The sequence below is a fragment of the Nonomuraea dietziae genome (assembly GCF_014195505.1).
In the GTDB taxonomy this organism is placed as follows: Bacteria; Actinomycetota; Actinomycetes; order Streptosporangiales; family Streptosporangiaceae; genus Nonomuraea; species Nonomuraea roseola.
Map to the genome: position 1 here is coordinate 3,307,370 of NZ_JACIBV010000001.1, position 25,017 is coordinate 3,332,386.

27 protein-coding genes, 2 pseudogenes and 1 riboswitch are annotated in these 25,017 nt (G+C 67.5%); of the genes and pseudogenes, 13 read left to right on the top strand and 16 right to left on the bottom strand.

What is annotated here, in order from left to right; all coding sequences use genetic code 11:
* Window positions 1-533: 533 nt before the first annotated feature.
* Window positions 534-707 (bottom strand): hypothetical protein, encoded by a 174-nt coding sequence (locus FHR33_RS15785; RefSeq protein ID WP_183647848.1) that lies wholly within the window; start codon window positions 705-707, stop codon window positions 534-536.
* A gap of 611 nt (window positions 708-1,318) precedes the next feature.
* Between FHR33_RS15785 and FHR33_RS15790 the strand changes: the two genes are divergently transcribed.
* Window positions 1,319-1,744: a recombinase family protein gene (locus FHR33_RS15790; RefSeq protein ID WP_221241117.1), complete on the top strand. Its 426-nt coding sequence runs from the start codon at window positions 1,319-1,321 to the stop codon at window positions 1,742-1,744.
* 282 nt (window positions 1,745-2,026) lie between these two features.
* Window positions 2,027-2,923 (top strand): CPBP family intramembrane glutamic endopeptidase, encoded by an 897-nt coding sequence (locus FHR33_RS15795; protein WP_312895558.1) that lies wholly within the window; start codon window positions 2,027-2,029, stop codon window positions 2,921-2,923.
* 35 nt (window positions 2,924-2,958) lie between these two features.
* On the opposite strand, the gene FHR33_RS15800 is transcribed toward FHR33_RS15795, so the two are convergent.
* From FHR33_RS15800 to FHR33_RS15810, 3 genes are all read right to left on the bottom strand, one after another.
* A complete protein-coding gene (locus FHR33_RS15800) occupies window positions 2,959-3,648 on the bottom strand; it encodes a response regulator (RefSeq protein ID WP_183647851.1) in 690 nt (229 codons plus the stop codon).
* A complete protein-coding gene (locus FHR33_RS15805; protein WP_183647855.1) occupies window positions 3,645-4,829 on the bottom strand; it encodes a sensor histidine kinase in 1,185 nt (394 codons plus the stop codon). The genes FHR33_RS15800 and FHR33_RS15805 overlap by 4 nt, the downstream gene beginning before the upstream one ends.
* Before the next feature lie 592 nt (window positions 4,830-5,421).
* Window positions 5,422-6,336, bottom strand: coding sequence for a LysR family transcriptional regulator (locus tag FHR33_RS15810; RefSeq protein WP_183647857.1), 915 nt, complete (start codon window positions 6,334-6,336; stop codon window positions 5,422-5,424).
* A gap of 95 nt (window positions 6,337-6,431) precedes the next feature.
* Between FHR33_RS15810 and FHR33_RS15815 the strand changes: the two genes are divergently transcribed.
* Both FHR33_RS15815 and FHR33_RS15820 read left to right on the top strand, forming a co-directional pair.
* Window positions 6,432-7,184: an alpha/beta fold hydrolase gene (locus FHR33_RS15815; RefSeq protein WP_183647861.1), complete on the top strand. Its 753-nt coding sequence runs from the start codon at window positions 6,432-6,434 to the stop codon at window positions 7,182-7,184.
* Between the two features lie 70 nt (window positions 7,185-7,254).
* Window positions 7,255-8,127, top strand: coding sequence for an oxidoreductase (locus FHR33_RS15820; RefSeq protein ID WP_183647864.1), 873 nt, complete (start codon window positions 7,255-7,257; stop codon window positions 8,125-8,127).
* A 220-nt stretch (window positions 8,128-8,347) separates the two neighbouring features.
* Here FHR33_RS15820 and FHR33_RS15825 read toward each other — a convergent pair whose 3' ends face one another.
* Complete coding sequence (locus FHR33_RS15825; RefSeq protein ID WP_183647867.1) at window positions 8,348-8,509, bottom strand: hypothetical protein; 162 nt, start codon at window positions 8,507-8,509, stop codon at window positions 8,348-8,350.
* A 223-nt stretch (window positions 8,510-8,732) separates the two neighbouring features.
* Between FHR33_RS15825 and FHR33_RS15830 the strand changes: the two genes are divergently transcribed.
* From FHR33_RS15830 to FHR33_RS15850, 5 genes are all read left to right on the top strand, one after another.
* The gene (locus FHR33_RS15830; RefSeq protein ID WP_183647869.1) at window positions 8,733-9,182 is read left to right on the top strand and encodes a hypothetical protein; all 450 of its coding nucleotides are present in this window, start codon (window positions 8,733-8,735) and stop codon (window positions 9,180-9,182) included.
* 314 nt (window positions 9,183-9,496) lie between these two features.
* On the top strand, window positions 9,497-10,378 hold the full coding sequence (locus FHR33_RS15835) for a sigma-70 family RNA polymerase sigma factor (protein ID WP_183647873.1): 882 nt from the start codon (window positions 9,497-9,499) through the stop codon (window positions 10,376-10,378).
* Window positions 10,379-10,463: 85 nt separating this feature from the next.
* A complete protein-coding gene (locus FHR33_RS15840; protein ID WP_183647876.1) occupies window positions 10,464-10,934 on the top strand; it encodes a carboxymuconolactone decarboxylase family protein in 471 nt (156 codons plus the stop codon).
* Between the two features lie 88 nt (window positions 10,935-11,022).
* Window positions 11,023-11,409, top strand: a complete 387-nt coding sequence (locus FHR33_RS15845) for a DoxX family protein (protein ID WP_183647879.1) — start codon at window positions 11,023-11,025, stop codon at window positions 11,407-11,409.
* An 89-nt stretch (window positions 11,410-11,498) separates the two neighbouring features.
* A complete protein-coding gene (locus FHR33_RS15850; RefSeq protein ID WP_183647882.1) occupies window positions 11,499-12,338 on the top strand; it encodes an NAD(P)H-binding protein in 840 nt (279 codons plus the stop codon).
* Window positions 12,339-12,755: 417 nt separating this feature from the next.
* Here the strand turns inward: FHR33_RS15850 and FHR33_RS15855 are convergent.
* A pseudogene (locus tag FHR33_RS15855) lies at window positions 12,756-12,991 on the bottom strand (IS5/IS1182 family transposase); the annotation flags it as partial.
* A 265-nt stretch (window positions 12,992-13,256) separates the two neighbouring features.
* Between FHR33_RS15855 and FHR33_RS15860 the strand changes: the two are divergent.
* The gene (locus tag FHR33_RS15860) at window positions 13,257-14,003 is read left to right on the top strand and encodes a class I SAM-dependent methyltransferase (protein WP_246451899.1); all 747 of its coding nucleotides are present in this window, start codon (window positions 13,257-13,259) and stop codon (window positions 14,001-14,003) included.
* Between the two features lie 37 nt (window positions 14,004-14,040).
* Here the strand turns inward: FHR33_RS15860 and FHR33_RS15865 are convergent, their stop codons facing one another.
* The 4 genes from FHR33_RS15865 to FHR33_RS15880 form a co-directional block, all read right to left on the bottom strand.
* Window positions 14,041-14,271, bottom strand: a complete 231-nt coding sequence (locus FHR33_RS15865; protein ID WP_183647886.1) for a hypothetical protein — start codon at window positions 14,269-14,271, stop codon at window positions 14,041-14,043.
* Window positions 14,272-14,308: 37 nt separating this feature from the next.
* Window positions 14,309-14,635 (bottom strand): hypothetical protein, encoded by a 327-nt coding sequence (locus tag FHR33_RS15870; RefSeq protein ID WP_183647888.1) that lies wholly within the window; start codon window positions 14,633-14,635, stop codon window positions 14,309-14,311.
* 122 nt (window positions 14,636-14,757) lie between these two features.
* Window positions 14,758-15,099, bottom strand: coding sequence for a site-specific integrase (locus FHR33_RS15875; RefSeq protein WP_183647890.1), 342 nt, complete (start codon window positions 15,097-15,099; stop codon window positions 14,758-14,760).
* A 40-nt stretch (window positions 15,100-15,139) separates the two neighbouring features.
* Window positions 15,140-15,463 carry a hypothetical protein gene (locus FHR33_RS15880; protein WP_183647892.1) on the bottom strand — a complete coding sequence of 108 codons (324 nt, stop codon included), beginning with the start codon at window positions 15,461-15,463 and terminating at the stop codon, window positions 15,140-15,142.
* Window positions 15,464-16,001: 538 nt separating this feature from the next.
* Here FHR33_RS15880 and FHR33_RS15885 point away from each other — a divergent pair.
* A pseudogene (locus FHR33_RS15885) lies at window positions 16,002-16,796 on the top strand (IS5 family transposase).
* Between the two features lie 70 nt (window positions 16,797-16,866).
* Window positions 16,867-16,999: riboswitch (cobalamin riboswitch) on the top strand.
* 42 nt (window positions 17,000-17,041) lie between these two features.
* On the opposite strand, the gene katG reads toward FHR33_RS15885, so the two are convergent.
* The 4 genes from katG to FHR33_RS15905 form a co-directional block, all read right to left on the bottom strand.
* Complete coding sequence (katG, locus tag FHR33_RS15890; RefSeq protein ID WP_183660111.1) at window positions 17,042-19,318, bottom strand: catalase/peroxidase HPI; 2,277 nt, start codon at window positions 19,316-19,318, stop codon at window positions 17,042-17,044.
* Window positions 19,319-19,356: 38 nt separating this feature from the next.
* Complete coding sequence (locus FHR33_RS15895; RefSeq protein WP_312895559.1) at window positions 19,357-19,767, bottom strand: Fur family transcriptional regulator; 411 nt, start codon at window positions 19,765-19,767, stop codon at window positions 19,357-19,359.
* 623 nt (window positions 19,768-20,390) lie between these two features.
* Window positions 20,391-20,540 carry a hypothetical protein gene (locus FHR33_RS15900; RefSeq protein WP_183647894.1) on the bottom strand — a complete coding sequence of 50 codons (150 nt, stop codon included), beginning with the start codon at window positions 20,538-20,540 and terminating at the stop codon, window positions 20,391-20,393.
* Between the two features lie 114 nt (window positions 20,541-20,654).
* On the bottom strand, window positions 20,655-21,914 hold the full coding sequence (locus FHR33_RS15905) for an alpha/beta fold hydrolase (protein ID WP_312895560.1): 1,260 nt from the start codon (window positions 21,912-21,914) through the stop codon (window positions 20,655-20,657).
* A gap of 34 nt (window positions 21,915-21,948) precedes the next feature.
* Here FHR33_RS15905 and FHR33_RS49105 point away from each other — a divergent pair, with 34 nt between their 5' ends.
* The gene (locus FHR33_RS49105; RefSeq protein WP_221241119.1) at window positions 21,949-22,311 is read left to right on the top strand and encodes a hypothetical protein; all 363 of its coding nucleotides are present in this window, start codon (window positions 21,949-21,951) and stop codon (window positions 22,309-22,311) included.
* 330 nt (window positions 22,312-22,641) lie between these two features.
* Here the strand turns inward: FHR33_RS49105 and FHR33_RS15910 are convergent, their stop codons facing one another.
* Both FHR33_RS15910 and FHR33_RS15915 read right to left on the bottom strand, forming a co-directional pair.
* Entirely contained in the window at window positions 22,642-23,811 is a 1,170-nt protein-coding gene (locus FHR33_RS15910; protein WP_221241120.1) for an MFS transporter, read from the bottom strand.
* 47 nt (window positions 23,812-23,858) lie between these two features.
* The gene (locus FHR33_RS15915) at window positions 23,859-24,203 is read right to left on the bottom strand and encodes a VOC family protein (RefSeq protein WP_183647899.1); all 345 of its coding nucleotides are present in this window, start codon (window positions 24,201-24,203) and stop codon (window positions 23,859-23,861) included.
* 54 nt (window positions 24,204-24,257) lie between these two features.
* On the opposite strand from FHR33_RS15915, the gene FHR33_RS15920 reads away from it, so the two are divergent.
* The gene (locus FHR33_RS15920) at window positions 24,258-24,704 is read left to right on the top strand and encodes a MarR family winged helix-turn-helix transcriptional regulator (RefSeq protein ID WP_312895561.1); all 447 of its coding nucleotides are present in this window, start codon (window positions 24,258-24,260) and stop codon (window positions 24,702-24,704) included.
* Window positions 24,705-25,017: the final 313 nt, after the last annotated feature.

Genomic DNA, 25,017 nt, shown 5'->3' on the forward strand with positions numbered 1-25,017 from the left:
AGTCGGTCTCGCGGAGCTGATGCATGAGAAGCCCGATGTCCGCGGCCAACCTTCCCGTCACGCCCCTCGGGGATCTCTGCGGCGGTGCACTGGCGGCTTGCTGAGGGCCTCGTGCAGCTCCCGCGCCTCAGTGCAGTCGATAGACCTGTGCTTCGAGCCAGGCCACGCATCGTTCGATCTGTTCGCGGCTCAGCCCGGTAACTTCCTCCCAGCTGCTCAGCCGTGAGCGCTTCAGATCTGTCCAAGGCTCTGACCATCTTCCCCGCCCACAGTTCCTCGTCGACGAAGGGACGGTGGCGGTAGTGCTCTTGCAGCGCGGCGAGATGCTCACTGCTGCAGCTGGTCAGGAAGCGCTGGCCGTCGCGTGCGCGGGGAGCTCGCTAAGCTCCGTGGCGAGGGCGGCCGCCCGGGAAGTTCGCGCCCGGGCAGCAGGGGTTCTTCTCCCGGCTCCGCGACGCCTTCAACGGGCGGTAGGTAGGAGCGGCTGACCTTCAGAGGCCGGTGTCCGGGACGGAACCGGCCACCCTCAGGTGTCAGTTGATGGTCGGAGCCTTCGATCCAGGCAGGTCGAAGGCGAAGAGTTCTCTCTTGGTCTTGGCGAACAGCCGGCCCGGAGTGCGGAGCAGGTCCCACTCGTAGGCGTCGCCGGTTGGGTGGGGGAAGGTCCAGGTCAGCTTCCCGAACTTGAGGTCGTACAGGCGTTCCAAGGAGGTCGTGTCGATGTGGAAGAAGTCGCAGGCGAGCAGCCCTTTCGCTTGCAGCCGTAGAAACGTCCGCCAAGAGGTGTCGTGGCTCCGTGGTGCCGGACGGTGTCGGCGCGAACGCAGGATCCGTCGCACGGTCGCTTCACTGACCTGCACGCCGAGGCTGACCAGTTCGCCGTGTACCCGCCGATATCCCCCACCTCGGGTTCTCGCGGGCCAGACGGAGGACCAGGTCTCGGGCCTCTTTTTTTGTTCCGGGACGGCCAGGGCGGCGGGGGTAGGTCCACGAGCGTTTGATCAGACGGCGATGCCAAGCCAATAGGGTGCCTGGGGTGACCAGCCGATGAGCTCGCAGCACCGCAGGTAGCAAGCGGCCCAAGGCCGCCAGGAGGGCCCGGTCGGCCCAGTCCGGCTTCGGCCGGGTGACCTGACGCTTCAGCACTGCCATCTCATGGCGGAGGACCATGATCTCGACGTCCTTGGACGCCTGATCACGCCCCAGCAACACCAGCCAGCCAAACACTCGAATCAAGGTCAGATACAGCGCTACGCCCGCTGCTCGAGCGACGAGTAAGACGTGATCATCCAGAACGAGCAGCTCCCTGGCCCTCGGCGTGCCCGAAGACCTGGTCTACATCGACCGCGACTTCGGCACCACCCGCCGCAACCGCGCCGGCCTCGACCAGGCCCTCGCCGCCGTGTGGGACGGCAGCGTCTTCACCGTGACCACGTTCGACCGCTTCGCCCGCAACATGGCTGAGGCTAACGAGACCCTCACCGGACTGTCCGGCCGCGGTGTCCTGTTCGGCCTGGGCGCGTCCGTCTACGACTGGAACGACCCGTTCGGGCGGCTGTTCCTGCAGACCCTGGCCATGGTCGCCGAGTTCGAGGCCAACCTCGGGCACCTGCGCACCCGCGAGGGCATGGCCCTGGCGAAGAAGAACGGCAAGCTCAAGGGCAAGCAACCCGAAGTGCCCGAACCCGCCCGGCGCCCCATCCGCCGCCGCTACGCCGAAGTGAGGTCTCCCTCGCCGACCTAGCCACCGACTACAGCGTCGGACGCTCCACCATCCATCGCATCATCCACGGCCCAGAACTCCCCAGGTAGAGCGATCACACGCCGAAGCCGGACGTCACACTTCGCGCGAGATCATTCCCAGCGCCGACGGCTGTCCGCTCGTTCCTCAACCTCGTGATCCCCCGTGAGAGCTACCGCGATGTCCGTTCCAGGGGGATGGCACGCCCGGCTCCGATCCCTAGCCTTTTAAGCCGCGGAAGACACCGCGGAAACGTGATGGAACTTGATCGAAAGGATCGCGATCGTGGCGTCCGCGGAGCACCCGGAAAGCACCCTCCCGCAAGCCGGCCCTGCCACGGGCCGCGGCCGGTTGCGCAGGTTCCGGTTCCCCGTCCTGCTGGTCGCGTTGTTCGGTGTGATGTTGCTGACGGGCGGGATCAACCAACTCGTCTCGCCCGTCCCTGTCCTCGCCCTGCCGGTGGGGGTCGGCCTGGCTATCACCGCTGTGGCCTGTTACCACTGGTTGTGCCGGACCGTCGAGCTCCGCCCGGACATCCCCGAACTCGGGAAGACGGGCCGATGGTCCCAGCTGCGGCGCGGGACGGTGCTCGGGTTCGGCCTGTTCGCCGGGTTGATGGTGCTGATCGCGGTGTTCGGCGGCTGGCAGGAGGTGTCCTGGGGTTCCCTCGGCGGCTTCCTCGGCACCGCGGGCCTGATGGCGAGCGTCGCCGTCGCCGAAGAACTGCTGTTCCGCGGGGTGGTGTTCCGCATCATGGAGGAACGTATCGGCACGGTGATCGCCCTGGTCGTATCCATGCTGCTGTTCGGTGCGATACACCTGGTCAACGCCAACGCCACCCTGTGGGGCGCGTTCGCGATCGCCTTGACGGGCGGAGTCATGCTGGCCGCCGCCTACGTCGCCACCCGCTCGCTGTGGCTGCCCATCGGCCTGCACTTCGCCTGGAACTTCACCCAAGCCGGGATCTTCGGTGTCACGGTCTCCGGATCGGCCGTACCGCCCGAGGGCCTGCTGAACGTCACGCTGTCCGGTCCGTCCGCGCTGACCGGCGGCGCCTTCGGCCCCGAGGCCAGTCTTTTCGCGCTGCTGGTCTGCATGGTGCCCACGATCCTCCTGCTGCGGCGGGCCGCCCGCACCGGCCAGATCCGGCCCCGCCCGCGCCGCGCCAAGCTCTCCGCCTGACCGGAACGACGCCGGCCGCGGGAGCCGGCGCCGCGTCAACCCTGATCGGCGGAGACCAATCCCACCCGATAGGCGAGAACGACCGCCTGTACACGGTCCCGCAGGTCGAGTTTGGCCAGGATCCGCGACACATACGTCTTGACGGTCTCGGCGCTGATGGACAATCGTCCGGCGATCTCCGCGTTGGACAGGCCCTCAGCGAGCTGTTCGAGTACTTCCAGCTCCCGCTGAGTCAGTGCCCGCATGACCTCCTGCAAGGCCGTCCGGGAGGAGTCGGTGGGGCGCAAACGCTCGGCGAAACGGCCGATGAGGGCACGGGTGACGGCGGGTGCGAGCAGGGAATCACCGCGCGCGATGGTACGTACGCCGTCCACCAGTTCTTTCGGCCGCGCGTCCTTGAGCAGGAACCCGCTGGCGCCTGCCCTGAGCGCTTCGTAGGCGTACTTGTCGACGTTGAACGTGGTCACCACCAGCACCTTCACCGGATCGGCGACGCCGGGCCCGGCAAGTCGCCTGGTGGCCGCGATGCCGTCCAAGATGGGCATCCGGATGTCCATCACGACGACGTCCGGCAGCAGCCGCCGGGCTGCCTCGAGCGCCGCGCGGCCGTCCGCGGCCTCGCCGACGACCTCCATGTCGGGCTGGGCGGAGAAGACCGTGGTGTAGCCGGTGCGTACCAGCTCGTGGTCCTCGCAGATGAGCACCCGGATCGGCGTACTGGTCATGCGGTGCTCCTGAACGGGATGAGGGCCCGGACGCTGAACCCGCCCTCGGGCCGCGCGGCGGCGGTCAGCTCACCGTTCAGCATGTGTACGCGCTGGCGCAGCCCGTCCAGTCCTCGTCCCCCGGACGGCACGGCGGGGCCTTCTGCGAGAGCGGACCCGTCGGTGGTCACCTCGATGTCGATGTGGCCGGCGCGGTGGTGGACCGTGACCCTGGTGGGCCGGCCCGTCGCGTGCTTGACGGCGTTCGTGAGGGCCTCCTGAACCACCCGGTACGCGGCAAGCTCGACGTCGATGGGCCGGGGCAGGCGCTCGCCGTGCTCGGTCAGTTCGACGGGCTGGCCGGACATGCGGGCCTGTTCGACCAGGTCGGCAACACTGCCGAGGGCCGGAGTACGGTTCGTGAGCGCGGCGTCGCCAGTTGCCTCCAGCACACCGAGCAGATACCGGAGTTCCGTCAGCGCTTGCCGGCCGGTGTCGCTGATGGCGGCCAGCCCTTGCCCTGCGCGTTCCGGTGCGGTGCCGACCAGGAACTGTGCCGCGTCGGCCTGCACCACTATGGCGGTCACGTGATGGGTGACCACGTCGTGCAGCTCACGGGCGATGCGGGCGCGTTCGGCGGCGCCGGCCGCCAGCGCGCCGAGCCGCCGCCGTTCGGCCTCCTCGGCCCGCCGTCGGCGCACCCCGGCACCGGCCATCCAGATCACCACCAGAACCAGGTAGAAGGCGAGGAAGTCGGAGATCCGGTTGGGAGATCCCAGCTGGCTCAGGACGACCGCCAGCGCGGCGCAGCCGGCGCTCACCGCCGCCGCGAGCGTGCGACGGTGCCGGGACTGTTGGGCTCCGGCCGTAAACAGGGCCAGGTAGAAGCCGATGCTGGCGAACGTCTGCGGATAGCAGAGCGCCTGATGAACGGCGAAGGCGGCGCCGATGACGGCGAGGCAGGCCGCCGGGTGACGGCTGCGGAGCGCCAGCGGCGCCGACTGCGCCACGGTCAGCACCACCGCCAAGGCGTCGACCGGGCGCCTCGGCAGGTCGCCGAGCTGCGCTCCGATGACGGACAGCGTCGGTACGAATGCCAGCGCAGTGAGCGTCGCCGCGAGCGCGCCGTCCTTGACCGAGGCCTGCTGGGCTCTCCACCAGACCGGCCATGAGCGGACGGCCAGGGGAGCGCTCGCGATCATCGGCGTAGTCTAACGGCCCTCTGCCCGTGCCTGGGGCACTCACGGCCTTGCGCCATCGCGCGGGAAGCGGCTCCTCGCCACCGCGCGCGGGCAGCAGGCCGCCGCGCCGGTGGGCGGCCCTGAGCGTCCGAGCGGGTCTGATCGCGCTTGCCGTTCAGCCGCAGCTCCGCCGGCGCCACGCCCAACTGCTCCGCGCCCCGGGCCACGGCTGCCGGCGGCGCCGAGGCCGAGATCCGCAACTGCTACACCACCGTGGGGGCCGCGCGCCGTACCGGCGACATCGTGCTCATCAAGACGCTGCTCTACACCGGCGTCCACGTCGCCGAACTGGTAAAGATCCGCATCGACAACGTCGACCTGGACGCCTGCCGCATTCGCATCGCCCAGGGCAAAGGCGGAAAGACCGCACTGCCCCGCCGTCACTCCTACCAACTTGCTCTTCAATGTCGTGGCCGGTCCCGGAGCGCTCGCCCGCTACCACCGCAGTGGCCAGCTGACTGGGCAGCATGCTGGGCCTGGGCGGGTACCGTAAGGCGGCGGTCCTTTCCGTCGTGGCACCGCGCCCGGGAACTTTCCCATCAGCGGGACAACACTACGCAGGAGGGGCCGTAACGCTGGTGATGTGCCCGACTAGGAAATCCTTCGCAGATCGCACGAACTCTGTGACGAGTGGGTTCGTGTCTGCGGTCCGGGTGACTACGACGATCTGGCAAGGCTCGATCCCGTCGAGCGCAACGGTGACCAGGTCGGGGCGCAGGGTGTAGCGCCGGTCGCCAGCCGGGACGATGGCGATGGCGGTGCCGTCGGCGATGGCCTCGAGTTTGTCCTCGTAGGTCTCGGCCAAGGTAGGACCCACCGGGGCGGGTTCGCTGTCCGATCGGGGTTCGAGCCGCCAGAAGGTGGTCCATTCGAGGCCCATGCCGGTGCAGCCCACGAGTGGTTCTGCGGCAATGTCGCCGGCCGTGACCGCCTCTTTTCCGGCGAGGCGGTGCGACGCGGGCACGAGCAGGACCCGGGCCTCGGAGTACAGGACCGTCACCTCCAGATCCTCGGCTGGGATCGGCAGCGGCATGCGGGTGACCAGGACATCGACCTGCCGCTCCAGCAGCGTGGAGGCGTCCTGCGAGCCGAGGTGACGAGTACGGACGTGGGCGTCGGGACATCGATGGCGCAGGTTGCGCACGGCGGGTGTGATGACGAGATCGTCGACGTACCCGATGGTGATCGTGCGCGACGGCGCCGCGGCCAAGGCGGTCAGGATCGCCTGCTGGGCGCCGTGCAGCAGTTGCTGTGCCTTGGGCAGGAAAGCCGCGCCTGCAGCGGTAAGGCGGCTGCCCTGGGTGGTGCGCTCCAGCAGACGCACGCCGAGAGTGTTCTCCAGGCGCTGGATCTGACGACTCAGGGAAGGCTGGGCAACACGCAGTTCCTCGGCCGCCCGGGCGAAGTTCAGCTGCTCGGCGACGACCGTGAAGTACCGGACCAGCCGAAGGTCCAGATCGGGAAGCATGCCCCCAGACTAGTCCCCCGTTATGCACTTCTTGCATCACGGGGTGCCATGCAGGTCTTGGACGCCTCCGCCGGTCTGGTGGTGTCATACCTGGTATGACCATTGTCTTTGTCCACGGCGTCCCGGTGACCTCTGCGGTCTGGACCCCTCTGATCAGCGAACTGCCCAAGTCCCAGCAGCAGGACGTGGTCCGGCTCTCACCTCCGGGCTTCGGCGCCGCACTTCCTGCAGACTTCGGTGCCACCTTCCTGGACTACCGGGATTGGCTCATTGACGAACTGTCGCAGCTCAGGACCCCGGTGGACCTGGTCGGTCACGACTTCGGCGGCGGTTACGTGCTGGAAGTCGCGATGGCCCGCCCCGACCTGGTGCGCAGCTGGATCAGCGACACCATTGGCGGGTACGAACCGGACTTCACGTGGCATGAGATCGCAAAGACCTGGCAGACGCCGGGGGGTGGGGAACGCCACATCGAGGAAACCTTCTCGGGAGACGCCGCGGAACGGACGGCGCGCATGATCGCGTGGGGCATCCCGGAGCCAGCGGCCGGCCAGGTGGCGCTCGGACAGGGCCCCGAGATGGGCAGAGCCATTCTGTCGCTGTACCGCTCCGTACCCGAGAACATGCTGGCCGAACGCGGGCGCAACCTGCCGGCGGCCGCAGCCCGGCCCGGTCTGGTTCCCGTGGCCACCGACGACCTCACGGCCGGCAGCGTTGCCCTCCGCCACCGCGCCGCCCAGCGCGCCGGCGCCCGTGCCGTCGACCTCGACGCGCTCGGTCACTGGTGGATGCTTCAGGACCCGGCCCGGACCGCACGCATGCTGTCGGACTTCTGGAACAGCCTGTAAAGCGGCACATCCGGAAGCCATCGATCTTGAACACCGCGCAACACGATCACCGAAAGACCGCCATCACCTCATGACCATGCACATCCCCGATCAGACCGGCCGGACCGTCATCATCACCGGCGGCAGCAGCGGCATCGGCAAGGCCACCGCCGCCGCACTGGCCGCGAAGGGCGCACGGGTCATCCTCGCCGTGCGCGACCAGACCCGCGGCCGCGCGGCCGCCGCAGAGATAGGCGGCCTCACCGAGTCACGCCCACTCGACCTCGGGTCGCTGGCCTCCGTGCGTGAGTTCGCCCGCACGGCGGACGGCCCCATCGACTATCTGATCAACAACGCCGGTTCCATGACCGACACCCTGCAGCACACCACCGACGGCTTCGAGAGCCAGCTCGGCATCAACCATCTCGGGCACTTCGCATTGACGAATCTGCTCCTGAGCCAGATCACCAGGCGGGTGATCACCGTGTCCTCCACCAATTACCGCAGCGCGCACATCGACTTCGAGGACCTGCAGTGGCAGCGACGGCCCTACCGGCCGTTCGGCGCCTACGGACAGACCAAGCTGGCCAACCTGCTGTTCACCCGAGAACTGCAGCGCCGCCTGAACAGGGCCGGCTCACCAATCCTGGCCACGGCGGCGCATCCCGGCTGGGCAGCCACCGGATTCACCATGACCACCGGCCAGCGGATCCTTGACCACACCCTCGCACTGGGAACGCGGCTCCTGGCCCAAAGCCCCGAAGGCGGGGCCCGACCGACCCTGCTGGCCACCGTCGGCGACGTCCCCGGCGCCAGCTTCTCCGGCCCCAGCCGGTTCGGGGTACGCGGCCCCGCCGCCCTCGAAGAATTGTCCGGCGAAGCACTCAACGATGACACCGCGCAAAAGCTCTGGGAGGTTTCCGAATGCCTCACTCATATCAAGTTTCCCCTGCCCACTGCCTGAGCGGTCGATCTGACCCGGCTGAGCAGTAGATCGCCAACGGCTATCCCCAGTTCCCGAGACACCTGCGTATTAGCAGCTCCCAGCACCGCACACGCAGCACGATCTTCGCCCGGATCGCCAACCTCGACGATTTCACCGACATTGCGCCTGCCGAAAATTACATCCGTGCAGTTCAAGCGGCGTGTGAGTATTCGTGGAGGATTCCGCCGAGCCGGTCGCGTCAGCGGATGTTCAGGTCGATGATGCGCGCCGGTTCGGCGATCGGAATGGGGACAGCGCGTCGTGGAGCCGCCTGGTCGAGGGCTTGATGAGCGCGATGCTCGTTGTAGAAATGCTCGTATTCGCCCAGTGCGTGGCCTAGCCAGTCGGCCGATCGCCGCACGATGGACCTCGACCATGGTCGAGCTGGTCTCGCCCGAGCTCATCAGCACCAGCGCCCCGGGCATCGCGGCCCTCCTCGTGAGCTGCTTGTCCGGCGACGCACGGGTAAGCCTCGGCCGCAAGTCCCCATCTGCTCAATACTCGCTCCTGCATACTGATTGCAGTAATCGAACTGAACGGGAAGTGACGTGAACGATGCCGCACCGGTCTCGGTGGAGGTGCTGATGCTGCTGGCCGACCACGAGGGTTCATGGTCGTACCGGCGGGCCGCTGTCGCGCCCTTCACGGGAGAGGCTCCTGATGACGGGGTCCGGCGGATCAGCGGGATCCGGGCCGACGACCCTTCCCGTGTCGTCCACTCGACGAGCTGGCGCTATCTGCCGAACCTGGGCCAGGTGGTCCTCACCTATGCGGTGTGCCCCGACCCCGAGCCTGAGGCTACTCGGATCACTCTCGACGACTTGATCATCGCGCGGGGATCAGCCCCGGCCGCGCCAAGCCCGGATCAGATCGAAGAGGCGAACGTGGTCGCCCACGCCATCCAGCACCTCGCCTTTCTGCAGACCACGGATCCCGTGGTCGGGCGCACGCTGGAGCAGTGGCCAGCGATCGCGATGGCCTTGGGGGCTCGTTCGCCCTTCCCCGCCGGAGAGCTCACGGACGTCCGGGCATAGCGGCAGCTTCATCCAGCCGGGCACGGACCCAGGGCACGCTCCGGCCGAGATGCCCGGCCAGGCGCCTCAGGCGCCTCAGGCTCCAGCCTTCTGCGCAGCCACTTGCGGCCAGGCCTTCCCAACCTCTGGACAGCTCAGCCCGCGCAGGAATCCGGGGGCTTCTCGCGGGCAGCACGGGCGCGGATAGACGTTCCCAGTCCTGACTTCCAGTGTTCTGGCCTGCCTCTGTTGTGCCCGATGCACGCCGAACGGTTACCTCGGCGCCTTCGGGCCCGTCATTGCCATGACGGAGTTCGCGCAAGGAAGGTAACAACATGACCGGATCAGGTACGCACGAAGCACTGGCGCGAGCCTTCGAACAGCAACGCGAGCGCCTGGTGGCGGTCGCCTACCGGATGCTCGGGTCGCGGGCGGACGCCGAGGACGCGGTGCAGGAGGCGTGGATCCGGCTGGCGCGACAGGACGAGGCCGCGATCGACAACCTGGCCGGCTGGCTGACCACTGTGGTCGGTCGGGTCTGCATCGACGTGCTTCGCTCGCGTAAGACACGGGCTGAGCTGTCGTACGAAGACCGGCTGCCCGAGCTGGTGGTGGCCGTGGACGGCGGAGCGGCGCCCGAGGACGACGCGATGCTCGCCGAGTCGGTCGGGCTGGCACTGCTGGTGATGCTCGACACCCTCACGCCCACCGAGCGGTTGGCGTTCGTACTGCATGACATGTTCGCGGTGCCCTTCGCCGAGATCGGCGAGATCATCGGCCGGTCCGCCGACGCGAGCAAGATGCTCGCCAGCCGGGCCCGCCGGAAGGTGCAGGGCACGTCGCTGCCGCAGGAGGAGCCGCGGCGGCAGCGCGCCGTGGTCGACGCATTTCTTGCCGCGGCGCGCAACGGGGACTTCGAAGGGCTCGTACGGCTGCTCGATCCGAAGGTGACCTGGCGCACGTACCACCCGCAGGGCGTGCTGACCACGGTCGGGGCGGCCGAGGTGGCCGGTCCGATCCTGCGCGGCATCAAGTCGATGACCTCGGCGCTGGCGGTCCTGGTCAACGGCGAGCCCGGATTCGTGGCCTGGGGTGCGAACGGCAAGGTGCTCGGCGTGGTGGCGTGCACTGTGGTCGACGGCCGGATCGTCGAGCTCCTGACCGTGAGCGACCGCAAGCGCCTCGACACCATGGGTCTGCCCGCGCGACCCGAGTAGCGCACGTCCGTCGCATGGGGTTGTTACGTCTTGGCGAGGTGCTTCGTCGTAGTGGTGCAAGCATCCGAAGACGAAGGAGATCGAGATGGAAACCCGGATCAACCCCATGGTCAACGAGGTCGGGTCGAAGTGGGCCAAGTACATCATCTCGTCGAACAAGGTCATCACCGACTCGGCACTGCCGAAGGCGGTGCAGGAGCTGGTGAAGATCCGCGCCAGCCAGATCAACGGCTGCGGCGGCTGCCTCGACATGCACACCAAGGACGCCGCGGCCGCCGGCGAGAGCATGGTGCGGATCAACTTGGTCGGGGCATGGCGGGAGACGACCGTCTATACCGAGGCGGAGCGGGCGGCGCTGGAACTCACCGAGCAGGGCACCCGCCTCGCCGACTCCAGCGGCGTCACCGATGAGGCGTGGGCGAACGCGGCGAAGCACTTCGACGAGGATCAGCTGATGGCCCTGGTGGCCCTGATCTGCGGGATCAACGCCTTCAACCGGCTGAACGTGATCACGCGGACGCCCGGCGGCGAGTACCAGCCCGGTCAGTTCGGCTGACGCGGACATTCCCCCTCAGAATCGCGGGCGGACCCGGGACGACCCGGGTTTGTTCGTCACCCCCGACATTGGGCCAAGGACACAACTCATGAACATCGCACTATGGATCGTCGCCGGATTACTGGCCGCCGCCTTGCTGGTCAGCAGCGCCAAGCTGTTCGTGCCCAAGGAGAAGATAGCCGGCTTCGGCGCCGCAACCCGATGGGTCGAAGACTTCAGCCCCGGTGCTCTCAAGACCATCGGAGGCCTCGAGTTCCTGGCCGCGGTGGGACTGATCCTGCCCGCCGTACTCGGCATCGCGCCGGTTCTCGTTCCGTTGGCCGCTACAGGTGTGGTGCTGCTGTTTGTTGGCGCGATCATCACGCGCCTCCGTCGTGGCGAGAGAGCAACGGTCGTGGGCGACGTGGTCTATCTCGCCCTGGCCGCTTTCGTGGCGTGGGGCCGCTTCTTCGGCCCCGAGTCCTTCATCGGCTGATGCCCTCGCAGGCCGTCCCCGGGTGTGAGGTTCGTCGTCGGTGACGTGGTTGGTGCACACAGAAAACGAAACTAAGGGAGATCTCCCCCATGATCCTGGTAACCGGTGCCACCGGAAACGTCGGTTCCCACGTCGTCCGCCAGCTCCTGGATGCGGGTGAGAAGGTCCGCGTCATGACCCGCAACCCCAGCGGCCGTGCGTTCCCGGAGCAGGTTGAGGTCGCGACCGGTGACCTGACCCAGCCCCAGAGCCTGACGGCGGCCCTGTCCGGCGTCGAGCGTGCCTTCCTGTTCCCCGTCTTTCAGGGTGTCGACGGATTCCTCGGCGTGGCCAAGCGAGCCGGACTGCGCCACGTCGTGATGCTGTCATCGATATCGGTCACGTGGTCTGTGCCCAGCTGGGTCGGCGAGGTGCACCTGCGGCTCGAACGATCCGTCCAAGCGTCCGGGTTGCCGTGGACCTTCGTGCGGCCTGACGGGCTCACGACCAACGATCTGGTCTGGGCATCCCAGATCATCGACGGCGATGTCGTCCGCGGGCGGTACGGCGACGCCGCGACGGCCCCGGTCGACCCGCGCGACATCGCCGCGGTCGCCGTCCGCAGTCTCCTCGACGGGCGCGCCGGCCAGGGGTACTCGGTGACCGGACCGCAGTCGCTGACCCCGATCGACCGCCTGCGTATCATCGCGGAGACCATCGGACGGCCGTTGCGGTGGGAGGAGCAGTCCGAGGCCTGGTTCCGGGACGAGATGGCCCGCCTCGGCATGCCCGCCCAGGGGATCGACGATTACGTCGACGCGCTCACCGCAAGAGTCGGCAAGACCGCGGAGGTCCTGCCGACGGTCGAACAAGTGACCGGCCGACCGCCCTTCACCTACGCACAATGGGTCGCCGACCACACCGCCGCCTTCGGCACGGCGTCGACCTGACGGATAGGCGGCACCTGCCGGCCGCCAGGTACGTCCCGAGGGACGTGCCCGGCAGCGGTGTCCGCGGTCACTCAAGCTGTTGATGTAGGTGACATGCTCATGACTGGATGCGGAACGACCCCGATCACCTCGACCCCGTCAGCGCGCCGCAGCAGCCCGATGACCGGCAACAACACATGCGAGTGCCCACACCCGGCGCATCGCGCGCGGCGAGGCCGTATCCGCCGCCGTTGCCCTCACTGCTGGCGCAGCACCCGCTCGCGGGACGTCCTCTCGCCGAGGGAACCGGGCCTCCAGCTCGAAGTACTTCAGCATCAAGCCGAAGCCCAACCTGGTCGCTCCCGACTTGTTGGCCAGCAACGCCAACTCCTGCTCATCCAGCGTCCAGCAGTCGAGGAGATCTTCCTAGACGTCGTCTCATTTGGTGAGTCGGCGGTAGCAGATGGGGGCTGCGGCGATGGCGACGAAGGATGCGAAGCGGCCGGCCCGGCGCTCGTAGCGGCGATGCAGGCGGCCAGCCAGGAGACGGTCCGCTCGACGACCCAGCGGTGTCGACCCAAGCGGCTGCTGGATTCGATCCCTCGACGGGCGATACGTGGAACGATGCCGCGGCCGGGCAGGAAGGCTCGCAGATGGGGGTAGTCGTAGCCCTGTCCCCGTGGTGAGCTGGTCTATGAACTGGTCCAGCACCCAACCCTTGAACTTCAGTGAGCTTCTCTGCACCAACTCCCGCGAACAGATGCCCGCAGCAACGGGATGTTGACGACGCCCGGTGATCGCGCTCAGTCTGAGGGGCGGAGATGTGACTTAACGCTTCGGTTGGCGGTTGTGCGCCTGAGTTGGCGAGCTCCGCGCGCAACCAGGCCGTACGCCTGCGTCGCCCGTGCCTGATGGGCCACAATGACCCGCATGTCTGCTATGCCTGAGGAGCACATTGAGGCCGCATCTTCGTCCCGATTCAACGACTACGACCGGATCGCCGAGGGGTACACGGCAGAGAACGAGACCAGCCTCATCCACGCGTACTACGCGCGGCCCGCGATGCTGGAGCTCGCCGGGGATGTGACCGGAAGGCTCATCCTCGACGCCGGCTGCGGCTCGGGTCCGCTGTTCTCCGCGTTGCGCGATCGAGGCGCTCTCGTGACCGGCGTCGACGCGAGCGCCGGGATGCTGGAGATGGCCCGACTGCGGCTGGGTGCCGACGCAGATCTGCGGGTCGTCGACCTGGCCAGCCCACTACCCTTCCCCGACGACGCGTTTGACGACGTCATCGCGTCCCTGGTGCTGCACTACCTGGAAGACTGGGGACCGACACTGGCCGAGCTGCGACGCGTGCTCAGGCCTGGCGGCCGACTCCTCATCTCGGTCCACCATCCATTCGTGGGCGCCCTCCTGCAACACATGGCCGGGGAAAAGCCCACGTACTTCGAGACCCGTAACCGGACCCAAGAATGGACCATGGGCGGGCAGACCGCCCAGATGAGCTTCTGGGACCGCCCGCTGCACGCGATGACCGAGGCCTTCACCACGGCCGGCTTTCGCATCAGCGTCATCAGCGAACCGCCGTTTGTGCCGGAAGCCCGCGAACTCTTCCCCGAGGAGCTCCGCGAGATCACCGGCACGAGGTTCCTGAGCTTCCTGTTCTTCGTTCTCGAAGCCGGCTAACGGCGCCTCGTAACGATCGATTGTCACAGGAGATCGCTCACTCGTTGGAGAGGGCGTCGCGCGAGGCCTGGGCGTGAGCCGCCGAGAGAGGGAATTCGACGTATTCGCACTCCTCGGGAGCTCCGCCGTGAGGGCCGACGGAGAGATTGAGCTGGAACTCGCCGTTGGCAGCCCTGCTGACCACGAGCAACCCGGAGACGAGCCCTGGTTCGCCGTCGATGGTCGTGGCCGGCCATGACTCGTTGATGACCAACAGCTCGTCGTCCATGTCCGGAATTCTAGGGATCTTCCCAGCCTCGACAAGCTCATGATCGCCTGATCTGCGGCATGCCGAGGTCCACTTCGCGGGTGATCTTCAGGAGTCGTTGGGCCTGCTGGCGCTTGTCGTGTAGGTAGCGCAAGGTGAGGTCGATGCCTTCGAGCTCACCCAGCCAGCCCTCGACGACAGCGCGGTCCCGGCGCAGCCGGAGATCGGCTTCGAGCTCCTCAACGCGGGGCAGCATCTTGGGGTTGACGTGCAGCATCGGGCAGCGGATGCAGGCGTGCTCGTGCTGGCAGTCGGTGCCGTAGGGGCGGCCGCAGGAGCCGAGCTCGACCTTGCGCTTGTCGAAGTGCTCCTCGAACTCGATCATCTCGTCCGAGGTGGCCGGTCGGTATTCCTCGCTGGGGCGCAGAGTGCGCCGACGGGCGAGAAAGTCCTGGTAGTGACGGACGACGTCCTCGTCGAAGACCGCGACGTAGCCTCGTGTGGTCTCTAGGTTGAGGTGTCCAAGTAGAGCGGCGCCGATATGGATCGGGAGCCCGTTGTTGACCAGGTCGGTGCGAACAGCCGTCGGAAGTCGTGCGGTGTGAAGGACAGGCCGCGGAAGGCGGGGACGGTCTGGGCGATCTGTTCGCATCGTCGGCGCAGGGTATGCAGGACGGTATTTGTGCTGGTGACACGGCGAACCGATCCGATCTGCCGCTGGAACAGGTAGGGCAGGGGCGCAGTCCAGACTCTCTCGGCGGCGTCATAGCGCGGTAGCAGCGGGATCGGGCCGTGCGCGGTGTGGCGTCGGATGACCATGGCGAGGACGTGGAAGAGCTCGGCCGACATCGGGATGACGCGTTCGCGGTCGCTCTTTGATGGGGTTCCTCTAGTAACTCCTGTCGCACATTCCCCATGCACCCAAGCTGCCCGAATGGCCACTCTCCGCGCCCGAGTCTTCGAGGTTGGTGCAGTCAACTGTGCACTTCCGCTTGCCGCCCAACTGCGGGACGGTCGCCACCGACAGCAGCTCGTCCGACAGCCGGTAGGCGCCCGGGGCCGACGTCAGGCACAGGATCGGGCTGGTGGTGTCGTCGAGGACGACGATGCCGTCCTTCTGCCGCGGGCCAGCCCTGGCTACCTGCACGGTGCGGATGCCGTGCTTGGCGAGCAGCGGGTAGATGTGCTGTTCGACGAGGTAGGCGGTTTCCACCCACTCGTTCCGGCCTGCGCCGTCACGACCACGAGGTCCCGCAGGTCGAACCAGCGCGGGCCGGGCTCGGTGAGCCACCGCAGCAGGATCGCCGTCGAGTCCAGGCCGAGCCCGTACGAAAAGATGATTTTCACGGGGTCTCCAGAGAGGCCCCGCCCCTTGCCGCGGAATGGGGCGTATTGACTTCATTACTTTCAAAGAGAAGAGTGAGGTCGCCCGGAAACAAGGAGGTCGTCGTGCGCCCGAGTACGAAAGTCATCCTGACGCTCATGGGAGCTTTCGTCCTCTTCTTGACGGTCAGCCGTGACGCGGACGGACTCTGGGCCCTCTCGCTCGGCACCTTCCTGACCTGCCTACTCATCGCGTTCGTGTTTCGTGACTCTTCGGACGGCGGTGCCCGCCAAGGCGGGAGTGCCGACCGCGACGGAGGCGCTGGATATGACGGCGGCGGGAGGAACGGAGACGGGGGATTTGGTGGCGGCGGAGACGGGGGCGAGTAAGATCGTGTCTTGACTGGTGATCGCTCGTTGGATCGATCATGGAAGCGTTCCTAGATCAGCTGGTTCCTGACGAGTCATGGGAGCTGTTTCAGCGCGTGATGCCGCTGCCTGCGAAGCGGCCGCAGGGTGGTGGCCGGCGGCGGGCTGATGATCGCCCGATCCTGGCGGCCATCGTGTTCGTGGCCACCACGGGCTGCACGTGGCGGCAGCTGCCACCGGGCTTCGGCGCTTCCTGGCAGACGGTGCATCGCCGCTTCGCTGACCGGAGCAGAGCCCGGGTGTGGGCCAAACTGTATCGGGTCATCCTGGATGAGCTCGGTTCCCGCGGCGAGCCGGACTGGTCGCGGTGTGTGATCGACTCGGTCAGCGTTCGGGCGGCCAAAGGGGGGAGCCTGACGGGCCCGAATCCTGTCGATCGTGGCAAGAAAGGCTCGAAGATCCACTTGATCACCGAACGGACCGGCCTGCCGACCTCTGTCGCGATCAGCGCAGCGAACGCCTATGACAGCCTGGCGTTGGAGCCGCTGGTGCGCAGCATTCCGCCAATCCGCTCCAGAGAGGCGTCGCCGGCCGGGCAAGCTCCACGGTGACAAGGGCTACGACTACCCCCATCTACCGGCCTTCCTGCGCGCGGCATCATCCCGCGTATCGCCCGCCGAGGGATCGAGACCAGTCAGCGACTGGGCCGGCACCGCTGGGTCGTCGAGCGGACCGTCTCCTGGCTGGCCGGCTGTCGCCGCCTGCACCGCCGCTACGAGCGCCGGGCCGACCACTTCGCATCCTTCGTCGCCATCGCCGCAGCCCTCACCTGCTACCGCCGACTCACCAAATGAGACGACGTCTTAGGGGATTGAAGCGCTTCGCGCCATCATGGCCGGGTCAAGGCGAGGGCGGATCGAGGAAGCCGGTGTGAATCCGGCGCGGTCCCGCCACTGTGATCGGCGAGCGGATCCGCGCTCGCCTTCACCCCGATCCTCCCATAAGGGGCGGAATGCCTCGGTTTGAGTGGAGGGCCTCGGCCGCCCGATGAGCCCGGTCGATCACGGTGGCTCGACCGGGCTCGTCGGGTGGAGACGGATCAGGCGAGGTCGAACCGGTCGAGTTCCATGACCTTGGTCCAGGCTGCAACGAAGTCGGTCACGAACTTGTCGCGGGCGTCCTGGCTGGCGTAGACCTCCGCGAGGGCTCGTAGCTGGGAGTTGGAGCCGAAGATGAGGTCGACCGCGGTGGCGGTCCACTTCACCTCATCGGTGGCCACGTCGCGGATCTCGTACACATCCTCCTCGGAGTCCGATGCCTTCCACCGGGAGCCCGGGGAGAGCAGGTTGGTGAAGAAGTCGTTGGTGAGCACGCCGGGCCGGTCGGTGAGGACGCCGTGCTGGGTACCGCCGAAGTTGGCTCCGAGGGAACGCAGGCCGCCGACAAGGACGGTCATCTCGGGCGGGGTCAGGTTGAGCATGTAGGCACGATCGACGAGCAGCACCTCCGGTTGGATCTTCTCGCCGGAACGCAGGTAGTTGCGGAACCCGTCCGCCTGCGGCTCGAGGACCCGGAAGGTCTCGACGTCGGTCTGCTCCTGAGTGGCGTCGGTGCGGCCCGGGCGGAACGGCACCGTCACTGCCACGCCGGCCTCGGATGCCGCCTTCTCGACGGCGGCCGAGCCGGCCAGCACGATCAGGTCGGCGAGCGAGATCTTCGCGCCGCCGGCCTCGTTGAACTCGCGCTGGATGCTCTCGAGAACGTCCAGGACCGTCGCGAGTTGCTCGGGCTGGTTGACCTCCCAGCTGCGCTGCGGCTCCAGACGGAGCCGGGCGCCGTTGGCGCCGCCGCGCTTGTCGGTGGATCGGAAGCTCGCGGCGGAGGCCCAGGCGGTGGAGACCAGTTGAGCGGTCGCGAGGCCGGACTCCAGGACCTTCGCCTTGAGGGAAGCGACGTCGGCGTCACCCACGAGTTCGTGGTCGACGGCCGGCACCGGGTCCTGCCACAGCTGCGGCTCGGCGATCCACGGTCCGAGGAAGCGGCTGACCGGACCCATGTCGCGGTGCAGCAGCTTGTACCAGGCCTTGGCGAAGGCCAACGCGAACTCGTCGGGGTTCTCCAGGAAGCGGAGGGAGATCTTCTGGTAAGTCGGGTCGACGCGCAGAGCCAGGTCGGTCGTGAGCATCGTCGGCTTGTGCCTCTTCGACGGGTCGTGGGCGTCCGGTATGATCGCCTCGGCGTCCTTCGCGACCCACTGCTTCGCGCCGCCGGGGCTCGTGGTGAGCTCCCACTCGTGGCCGAAGAGGATCTCGAAGAAGCGGTTGCTCCACTGCGTCGGCCGGTCGCTCCACGTCACCTCGAGACCGCTGGTGATCGTGTCACCGCCCTTGCCGGTGCCGTAGGTGCTCAGCCAGCCCAGGCCCTGCGCCTCCAGCGGCGCGCCCTCGGGCTCCGGCCCCACGTGGCCGTCGGCGATGCCGGCGCCGTGGGTCTTGCCGAACGTGTGGCCGCCGGCGATGAGAGCGACAGTCTCCTCGTCGTTCATCGCCATCCGCCGGAAGGTCTCGCGGATGAAATGCGCCGCCGCAGCCGGGTCCGGGTTGCCGCGGGGACCCTCCGGGTTGACATAGATGAGACCCATCTCGGTCGCGCCGAAGTTCGGCACCATCTCGGTGTCGGTGGCGTAGCGCTCGTCACCGAGCCAGGCGTCCTCCGGACCCCAGAAGATCTCCTCTGGCTCCCAGACGTCCTCGCGGCCGAAGCCGAAGCCGAAGGTCTTGAAACCCATCGACTCCAGGGCGACGTTGCCGGCGAGCACGAGCAGGTCGGCCCACGAGATCTTCTGGCCGTACTTCTGCTTGACCGGCCACAGCAGCCGGCGGGCCTTGTCGAGGTTGGCATTGTCGGGCCAGCTGTTGAGCGGAGCGAAACGCTGAGCGCCATCGCCGGCCCCGCCGCGACCGTCGTGGATGCGGTAGGTGCCCGCGGCGTGCCAGCTCATCCGGATCATGAGCCCGCCGTAGTGGCCGAAGTCGGCCGGCCACCAGTCCTGCGAGGTGGTGAGCACCTCGATGATGTCCTGCTTGAGGGCCTCGACGTCGAGCTTCTCGAACTCCTTGGCGTAGCTGAAGCCCTCTGCCAGTGGGGTGCCCTTGGACGAGTGCGCGCGCAACACCGAGAGGTCGAGCTGGTTCGGCCACCAGTCCCGGTTCGTGCGCGGACGACCGCCGGTCTTCGGAGTCGGCGAGTCGATTGCCGGGTTCTCGCTCTCGCTGCCATGCGCGGTCACGGAGTCATGCGCGACCGGGAAGCCGGCCGCCGCCTTCTGGTCCACGCCCTGCGCGCTGGAGGGGGCGTTGTTCTGGGTGTCGCTCATCTGCTTCCTCCGAACTGCCGGATCACTGGGCAATGCGTCTAGTCGCACAGTCGGGTAGGTGCCCCCATAGCCGACCTCCGCCTCGTCGACCACGAAGCCCTGGTCATACGAGGCGGTGAGACAGGGGCGTGGCCGACGGCGCAGTCGACGTCCGCGATCGCACCGCAGGAGAGGCACACGAGATGGTGGTGGTTGTCCCCCACCCGTGACTCGTAGCGGGCGGTCGTACCGGCGGGCTCGATGCGCCTCACCAAACCGGCGTTGGTCAGCGCACGCAGCACGTCGTACACCGCCGGGTGGGAGACCCTGGAGAGCTCGGCACGTACCAAGGCGATCACCGTGTCGGTGTCGACGCGCGCGTGGTCGCGCAGCGCGGCGAGCACCGGCAACCGCGGCCGGGTCACGCGCAACGAAACCGCTCGCAACTGCGCCTCGAAGTCAGACGCCATATGGCCAACATAGCCGCCCCCTTCGAAGAGCAGATACGCGGCCGTGCCCTGCCGTCTGGCTGGCAGCTTCGACCAGGGGTCGTGCAGGCGAGCACGTGCTCGCGCTTGTGGCTGCAGGCCAGGCGGTCATAGACAGCGCAGGCGACCGGGTCGGCGTCAAGGGCAGGGGCGAAGTCCGCGGGCTCGACCACAACAGGAGGCTCGGCATCGAGTTCCACCTCGGCCGATTCGGTCGGACAAGGACAACCCCGTCCACTGATCCATTCGCGAGGGCGCCCGGCCTTTCCCCCCAGGGCATGAAGGCAGCCGCTTTGTCGGTGGCCGCCTCTATGCTGTCGCCGGCGGCCGTTCACGCTGGTCTGCGTCCAAGCCCCGGGCGGCCACGTCGCCTGGTGGCGACGAGGACAAGGTGCGGAGCTCCGCGTGCGACGCACTCCGCCCTGTCCGGGATCCTGCGGTGGGGTGACGTGGGCACCTCGCCGAGGAAACACGATCATGCCGTCTGACAACCGCAAGCGCACGATCCGCGCCTTCACACCCATCACGTGCCCTACGCCGTGGCCGCCCGGCTGTACTGCTTCAAAACTCGCATGTACGGTCTGAGCTGGGTTTCTACGCCCGGCTTATGCGGCTCGGCGGTACCCGTTGATCGCGCCGCCGAGCATTTCGCGGCGTTCGATCCGGCCTTCCTTCGGCACCATCCTGTTCGTCTTGATCGCGTGGTCGTTGCCCTCGCGCCTGGTGAGGTCGGTGGCCGTTGTAGTGACCGACACCCTCGTCCAGGGTGTCGTTGAACCACCGGACTCGCCGTGGTTCAACGACACCCACTCGATAGCCGCACGAATCTCACCCGGATGAGCCGCCCGGGCGCAGGTCCGCCTCTGGAGTCAGGAGAGGGGCCAGCCCGCGACCGGGCCCGCCGACCAGTGGTTCGGGCCGGTCGGCCACGTCTGGGACGGTGTCTGCTGCCTGAGCACGCTCTCCTCAGCCGTGCCCACGGCGCAGCGCGTGCCGTGCGGCGGCACCTTCAGCGAGATCAAGTACTCGTCGAAGATGTCCGTCTGGCACTTGTCCTTGCCGTAGATACGGTGCCCCCAGCCCTCGTACGTGAGCAGCACCGCCTTGGACCCGAGCTGGCGGGCCGCGTTGGCGGACCATATCCACGGGGTGGCCGGGTCGTGCAGGGAATTGCCGAGCAGCAGCGGGGCGTCGCCTGTGTAGCGCAGCGCGTGCGGCGTGTTGGTGGTCGGGTAGTTCATGCAGATCGGCAGATCGTCGATCGGATACGGGTGGTACCGCGTGTCGGGCGCGAGCTGGTTGGAGACGCGCATGAGTGCGGCGTACTCCGAGTAGCTCCGCACCTGGAGGTTGTAGTCCTGGCAGAGCACCGCGGTCGGCAGATACGCGACGTCACCCTCCACGGGCTGCCGGCCGGACAGCGGGGGCACCCACTCCGGCGGCGGCCCACCGTTCAACCAGTTGATCACCTCGCTCAGCAGCCGCCAGGCCGGCCCCTCGGTGCCCAGTGCGGCGTTGTAGATGACCTGCAACTCGGTCATCGTCTGGCCCGTGCTCGGGTACTTCAGCTCACCGCGCCGCGCCTTCTCCCGCAGGTCCTTCCAGATCGCACGGATGTCACGTCCATGCAGGACGCAACTGGTGTCCTGCTCGCACCAGCCGACGAACTGGTCGAAGGCGTCCTCGATGGCGATCGCCTCGGTGGCCAGGAAGCCCGCGACACCGAGGCTGTGGTCCATGTTGCTGTCGAGCCCGAGGGCCCGGACGCGGTCGGGGAACAGCTCGGCGTACATCTGGCCGATCAGCGTGCCGTACGAGATGCCGTAGTAGGTGAGCTTCTCCTCACCCAGGGCGGCGCGCAGCGCGTCCAGGTCACGGGCGACGTCGACGGAGTCGACGTGGTCGTACAGCGGGCCGGTACGAGCGCGGCAGTCGGCGTGCAGCTCCTTGGTGAACGTGTTCCAGGCGTCGAAGTCGGCCTGGCTTCTCATGACGGTGTGCGGCATCCGGTTGTACACCGACGCCGAGCAGATCACCGGGTTGCTGCGCCCCACGCCCCGAGGGTCGAACCCGACGATGTCGAACCGCCGCTGCAGTTCCTCGGTGTAAGACCCTGGGGCGCCGTACACAGCCTCCACCCCGGACCCGCCCGGACCGCCGGGGTTGATCACCAACGAGCCGATTCGCGCGGCCGGATCCGTGGCCTTTCGCCGCGCGACGGCGATGTCGACCTTCGCCCCGTTCGGCTTCGACCAGTCGATGGGCACGCTCAGCTTGCCGCACTCGGCGGAGGGCTCCTCCTCACAAGGCGTCCAGGTGATGGTTTGCGTCGTGATGACCTCGGTGTCCGCACTGGCCGTCGAGACAGGTAAAACCGTCGCCATTGCCAGGAGGGCGGCCAACCAGGAGGCTCTTTTTCGCACGATGCTCCACTCTCCAGTCGATCTTCTATTGGAGCGTGCGACCGTAGCAGATCACCACATATCGGAAGGCAGAAACAGGAAAGAATGGCGGCATTTCCCCTGAGTGGGCGTTTGATTCCGCGCGTTCTGTCTGGTCGTGAGGCGCCTCGCCGGGCTGGGGTGGATTCGCCGGTGAGACGGCGGGTTATCAGGTCGATCATGGCAACGTGGATCATTGCTTCGGAGCGTGTCGGCAAGGCTTCATAGTCGTGACCAGGCGGCGGTGAAGCATCAGCCAGCCGAGGGTCCGCTCGGCCACCCAACGCCGCGCCGGGGTGGCGAATCGCCTGGTGGCGGGGTCGCGGCGGACGACTTCGACGTCGACGCCGAGGGCGGCACCTGTACCGCGTCAAAACTCATCACACAGAGCCGACCCGCTGGTTCACCACCTGCCTCAGTGGCGGTTCTCGGCTGCCTTTGGCGAGGCCTTCGCCGGGTCTACTCTCCCCTCCGCGACGGTGATGGTGGTGGCGAGCAGTGCCAGGACTGCGGCGGGAACGCCGAGTAAGGTGACCGACAGCCACTCCTGGGCCAGACCTCCGAGTCCACCACCGACCGCTACACCGAAGTAGATCGCGGAGGAGTTGAGACCAAGAAGCATGGGTGCCGAGGCGGGTGCGAGGGTCACCAGCCGGTGTTGCTGCACCACCGAGGCCATTCCGTCGGTGATGCCCCAGATGGCGGCCCAGACGCTCGCAATGGCCAGGTTGCTGACCATGAGTGGGCTGATCGCGAGCAGTACGGTACCGCCGGCGAGTGCTCCGACTGCGACCCCGAGTACCGCACGCTTGTCCACGAGATGGCCGGCGAAGAGGTTGCCAACCAGGACTCCGACACCCCAGACGAACAGAATCATGGTGAGGGCCTGGGAAAACGATCCGGTCGTGGCGCTGGCCGTCACTGCTCCGATGTAGGTGTAGACGGCGTAATGTCCGGCCATCACCAGCAGCGTCACGACCAAAATGGACAGCACCTTGGGCTGGCGCAGCGGAGCCAGGCGGGCCACAAGGCTTGTCGCCGGCAGCACGACCTTGGGCAACGCTACCGAGATGCCTACCACGGCAACGACGCCAAGGGCGGCGACCGCCCAGAGCGTGAGGCGCCAGTCGATGCCGCCGATCAAGTTGCCCAGCGGCATGCCGAGCGCGGTGGACAGCGTCAACCCACCGATGACCAACGCCATGGCACGCCCCCGGCGTTCGGGGGGCGTGATAGTGACAGCTGCACTCGACGCGGTGGCGGTGATGGTGGCCGCCCCGGCTGCCGTGAGAATCCGGGCTAACAGCGCGATCGGGTAGCTCGGGCTGAGCGCGGTGGCGACGTTGCCGACGACGAACACGATCAGCGCCAGCTGCAAAACCTTGCGACGATCCAGTGGGCTCAGCAGCCAACTCAGAATCGGCGCAGCCACAGCGAGCGTCAGTGCGAACACGGTCACCAGCTGGCCGGCTGCCGGGACGCTGACCTCAAGGTCGGCGGCGATGGCCGGCAGGAGACCGGCCATCACGAACGCGTCGGTGCCGACCGCGAAGGTCGCCAGCGCCAGCGGCAGCAACGGTCTCACGAGGGGAGCGGATCCCTTTGGCTTCGGCTCGCCGATCCCGGTGTGATTCAATCCTGGTCCCCGGCCTGTTGGGACAGGCTGAACTGCACGCCCTGATCATCTGTGCAGTGGGCGTAGGCACCAGAGGGGATGCTGACCGGATCTTCTGCCGTGCCACCGAGTTCGCGTACCCGAGCGACGGCGGCGGTGATGTCGTCGACGGCGAAGAAGATACGCGGGTGTCGTGACGAATCGTCGTGCGGCGATCCGCCCATGGGCTCGGGCCCCTGGATCATCGAGTAGCCCGGGAAGTTGCCCTCGTAGAACGTCCAACCGAACAGCGAGCCCCAGAACCGCTGGGTTGCCTCGATGTCGGTGCTCGGCAGCTCGAAGTACGTGACCTGTCCACTCATGAGCTTCCTCCTATGTCAGCCTGCTGACATAGGAGGATATGTCAGAATGCTGACGTGGAGCAAGAAGAGATCGTGGGCGACCTTGACCAGTCGGTGGGCTACGTCCTCAAGCAGGTGCAAGCCTCACTGCACACCGCGATGGACGAGGTGCTGCGTCCACTGGGTCTCACCGTCGCCCAATACGCATGCCTCGAACTGCTCGGACAGCATCCGGGCCTGTCCAACTCCGAACTCGCCCGCCGCGCCTTCGTCACCCGCCAGTCGATGAACCTCGTACTTCGTCGGCTACAAGAGCGGGGCCTGCTCACCAGGCCTGCTCACGCCGCTCATGGACGGGCGCTGCCAACCGAACTCACCCGAGCCGGACAGTCGACGCTGCGCGAGGCCAGTGTCGCCGTGCGCGCCGTCGAACAGCAGCTGTTCTCACCGCTGTCCCAGGCGCAGCAGCGTCGGCTACGAGAGGAGCTCGCCGCCTGCGCGGCCGCTGCGATCGCCAACTAATTGACTCGCCACCCGCCCCAGAACGGCATCGCGCATGCCCTGGCCCACCTCATCACCAAACGCGGCTGGACCACCCGAGACGAACCCCGCTGACCAGCGGCTCGCGGCGGCCGGCATGTGGTGGCTGCACCGCCGCAACAGCGCCCGCGCCGCAAGCACCGACACCTCGGCCCGCCTCGCGGCGACCTGCGCGTCCCGGCCGCCGCCCGGGACGAGCACGCCGTACGGTCGATCAAGGTCCGGGCGTGCGTCCTGCGGTGGCCGGGTCTCTCCACGCCGGCCCTCGCCGACTGGCTGAGTGAAGGCGGCCTCC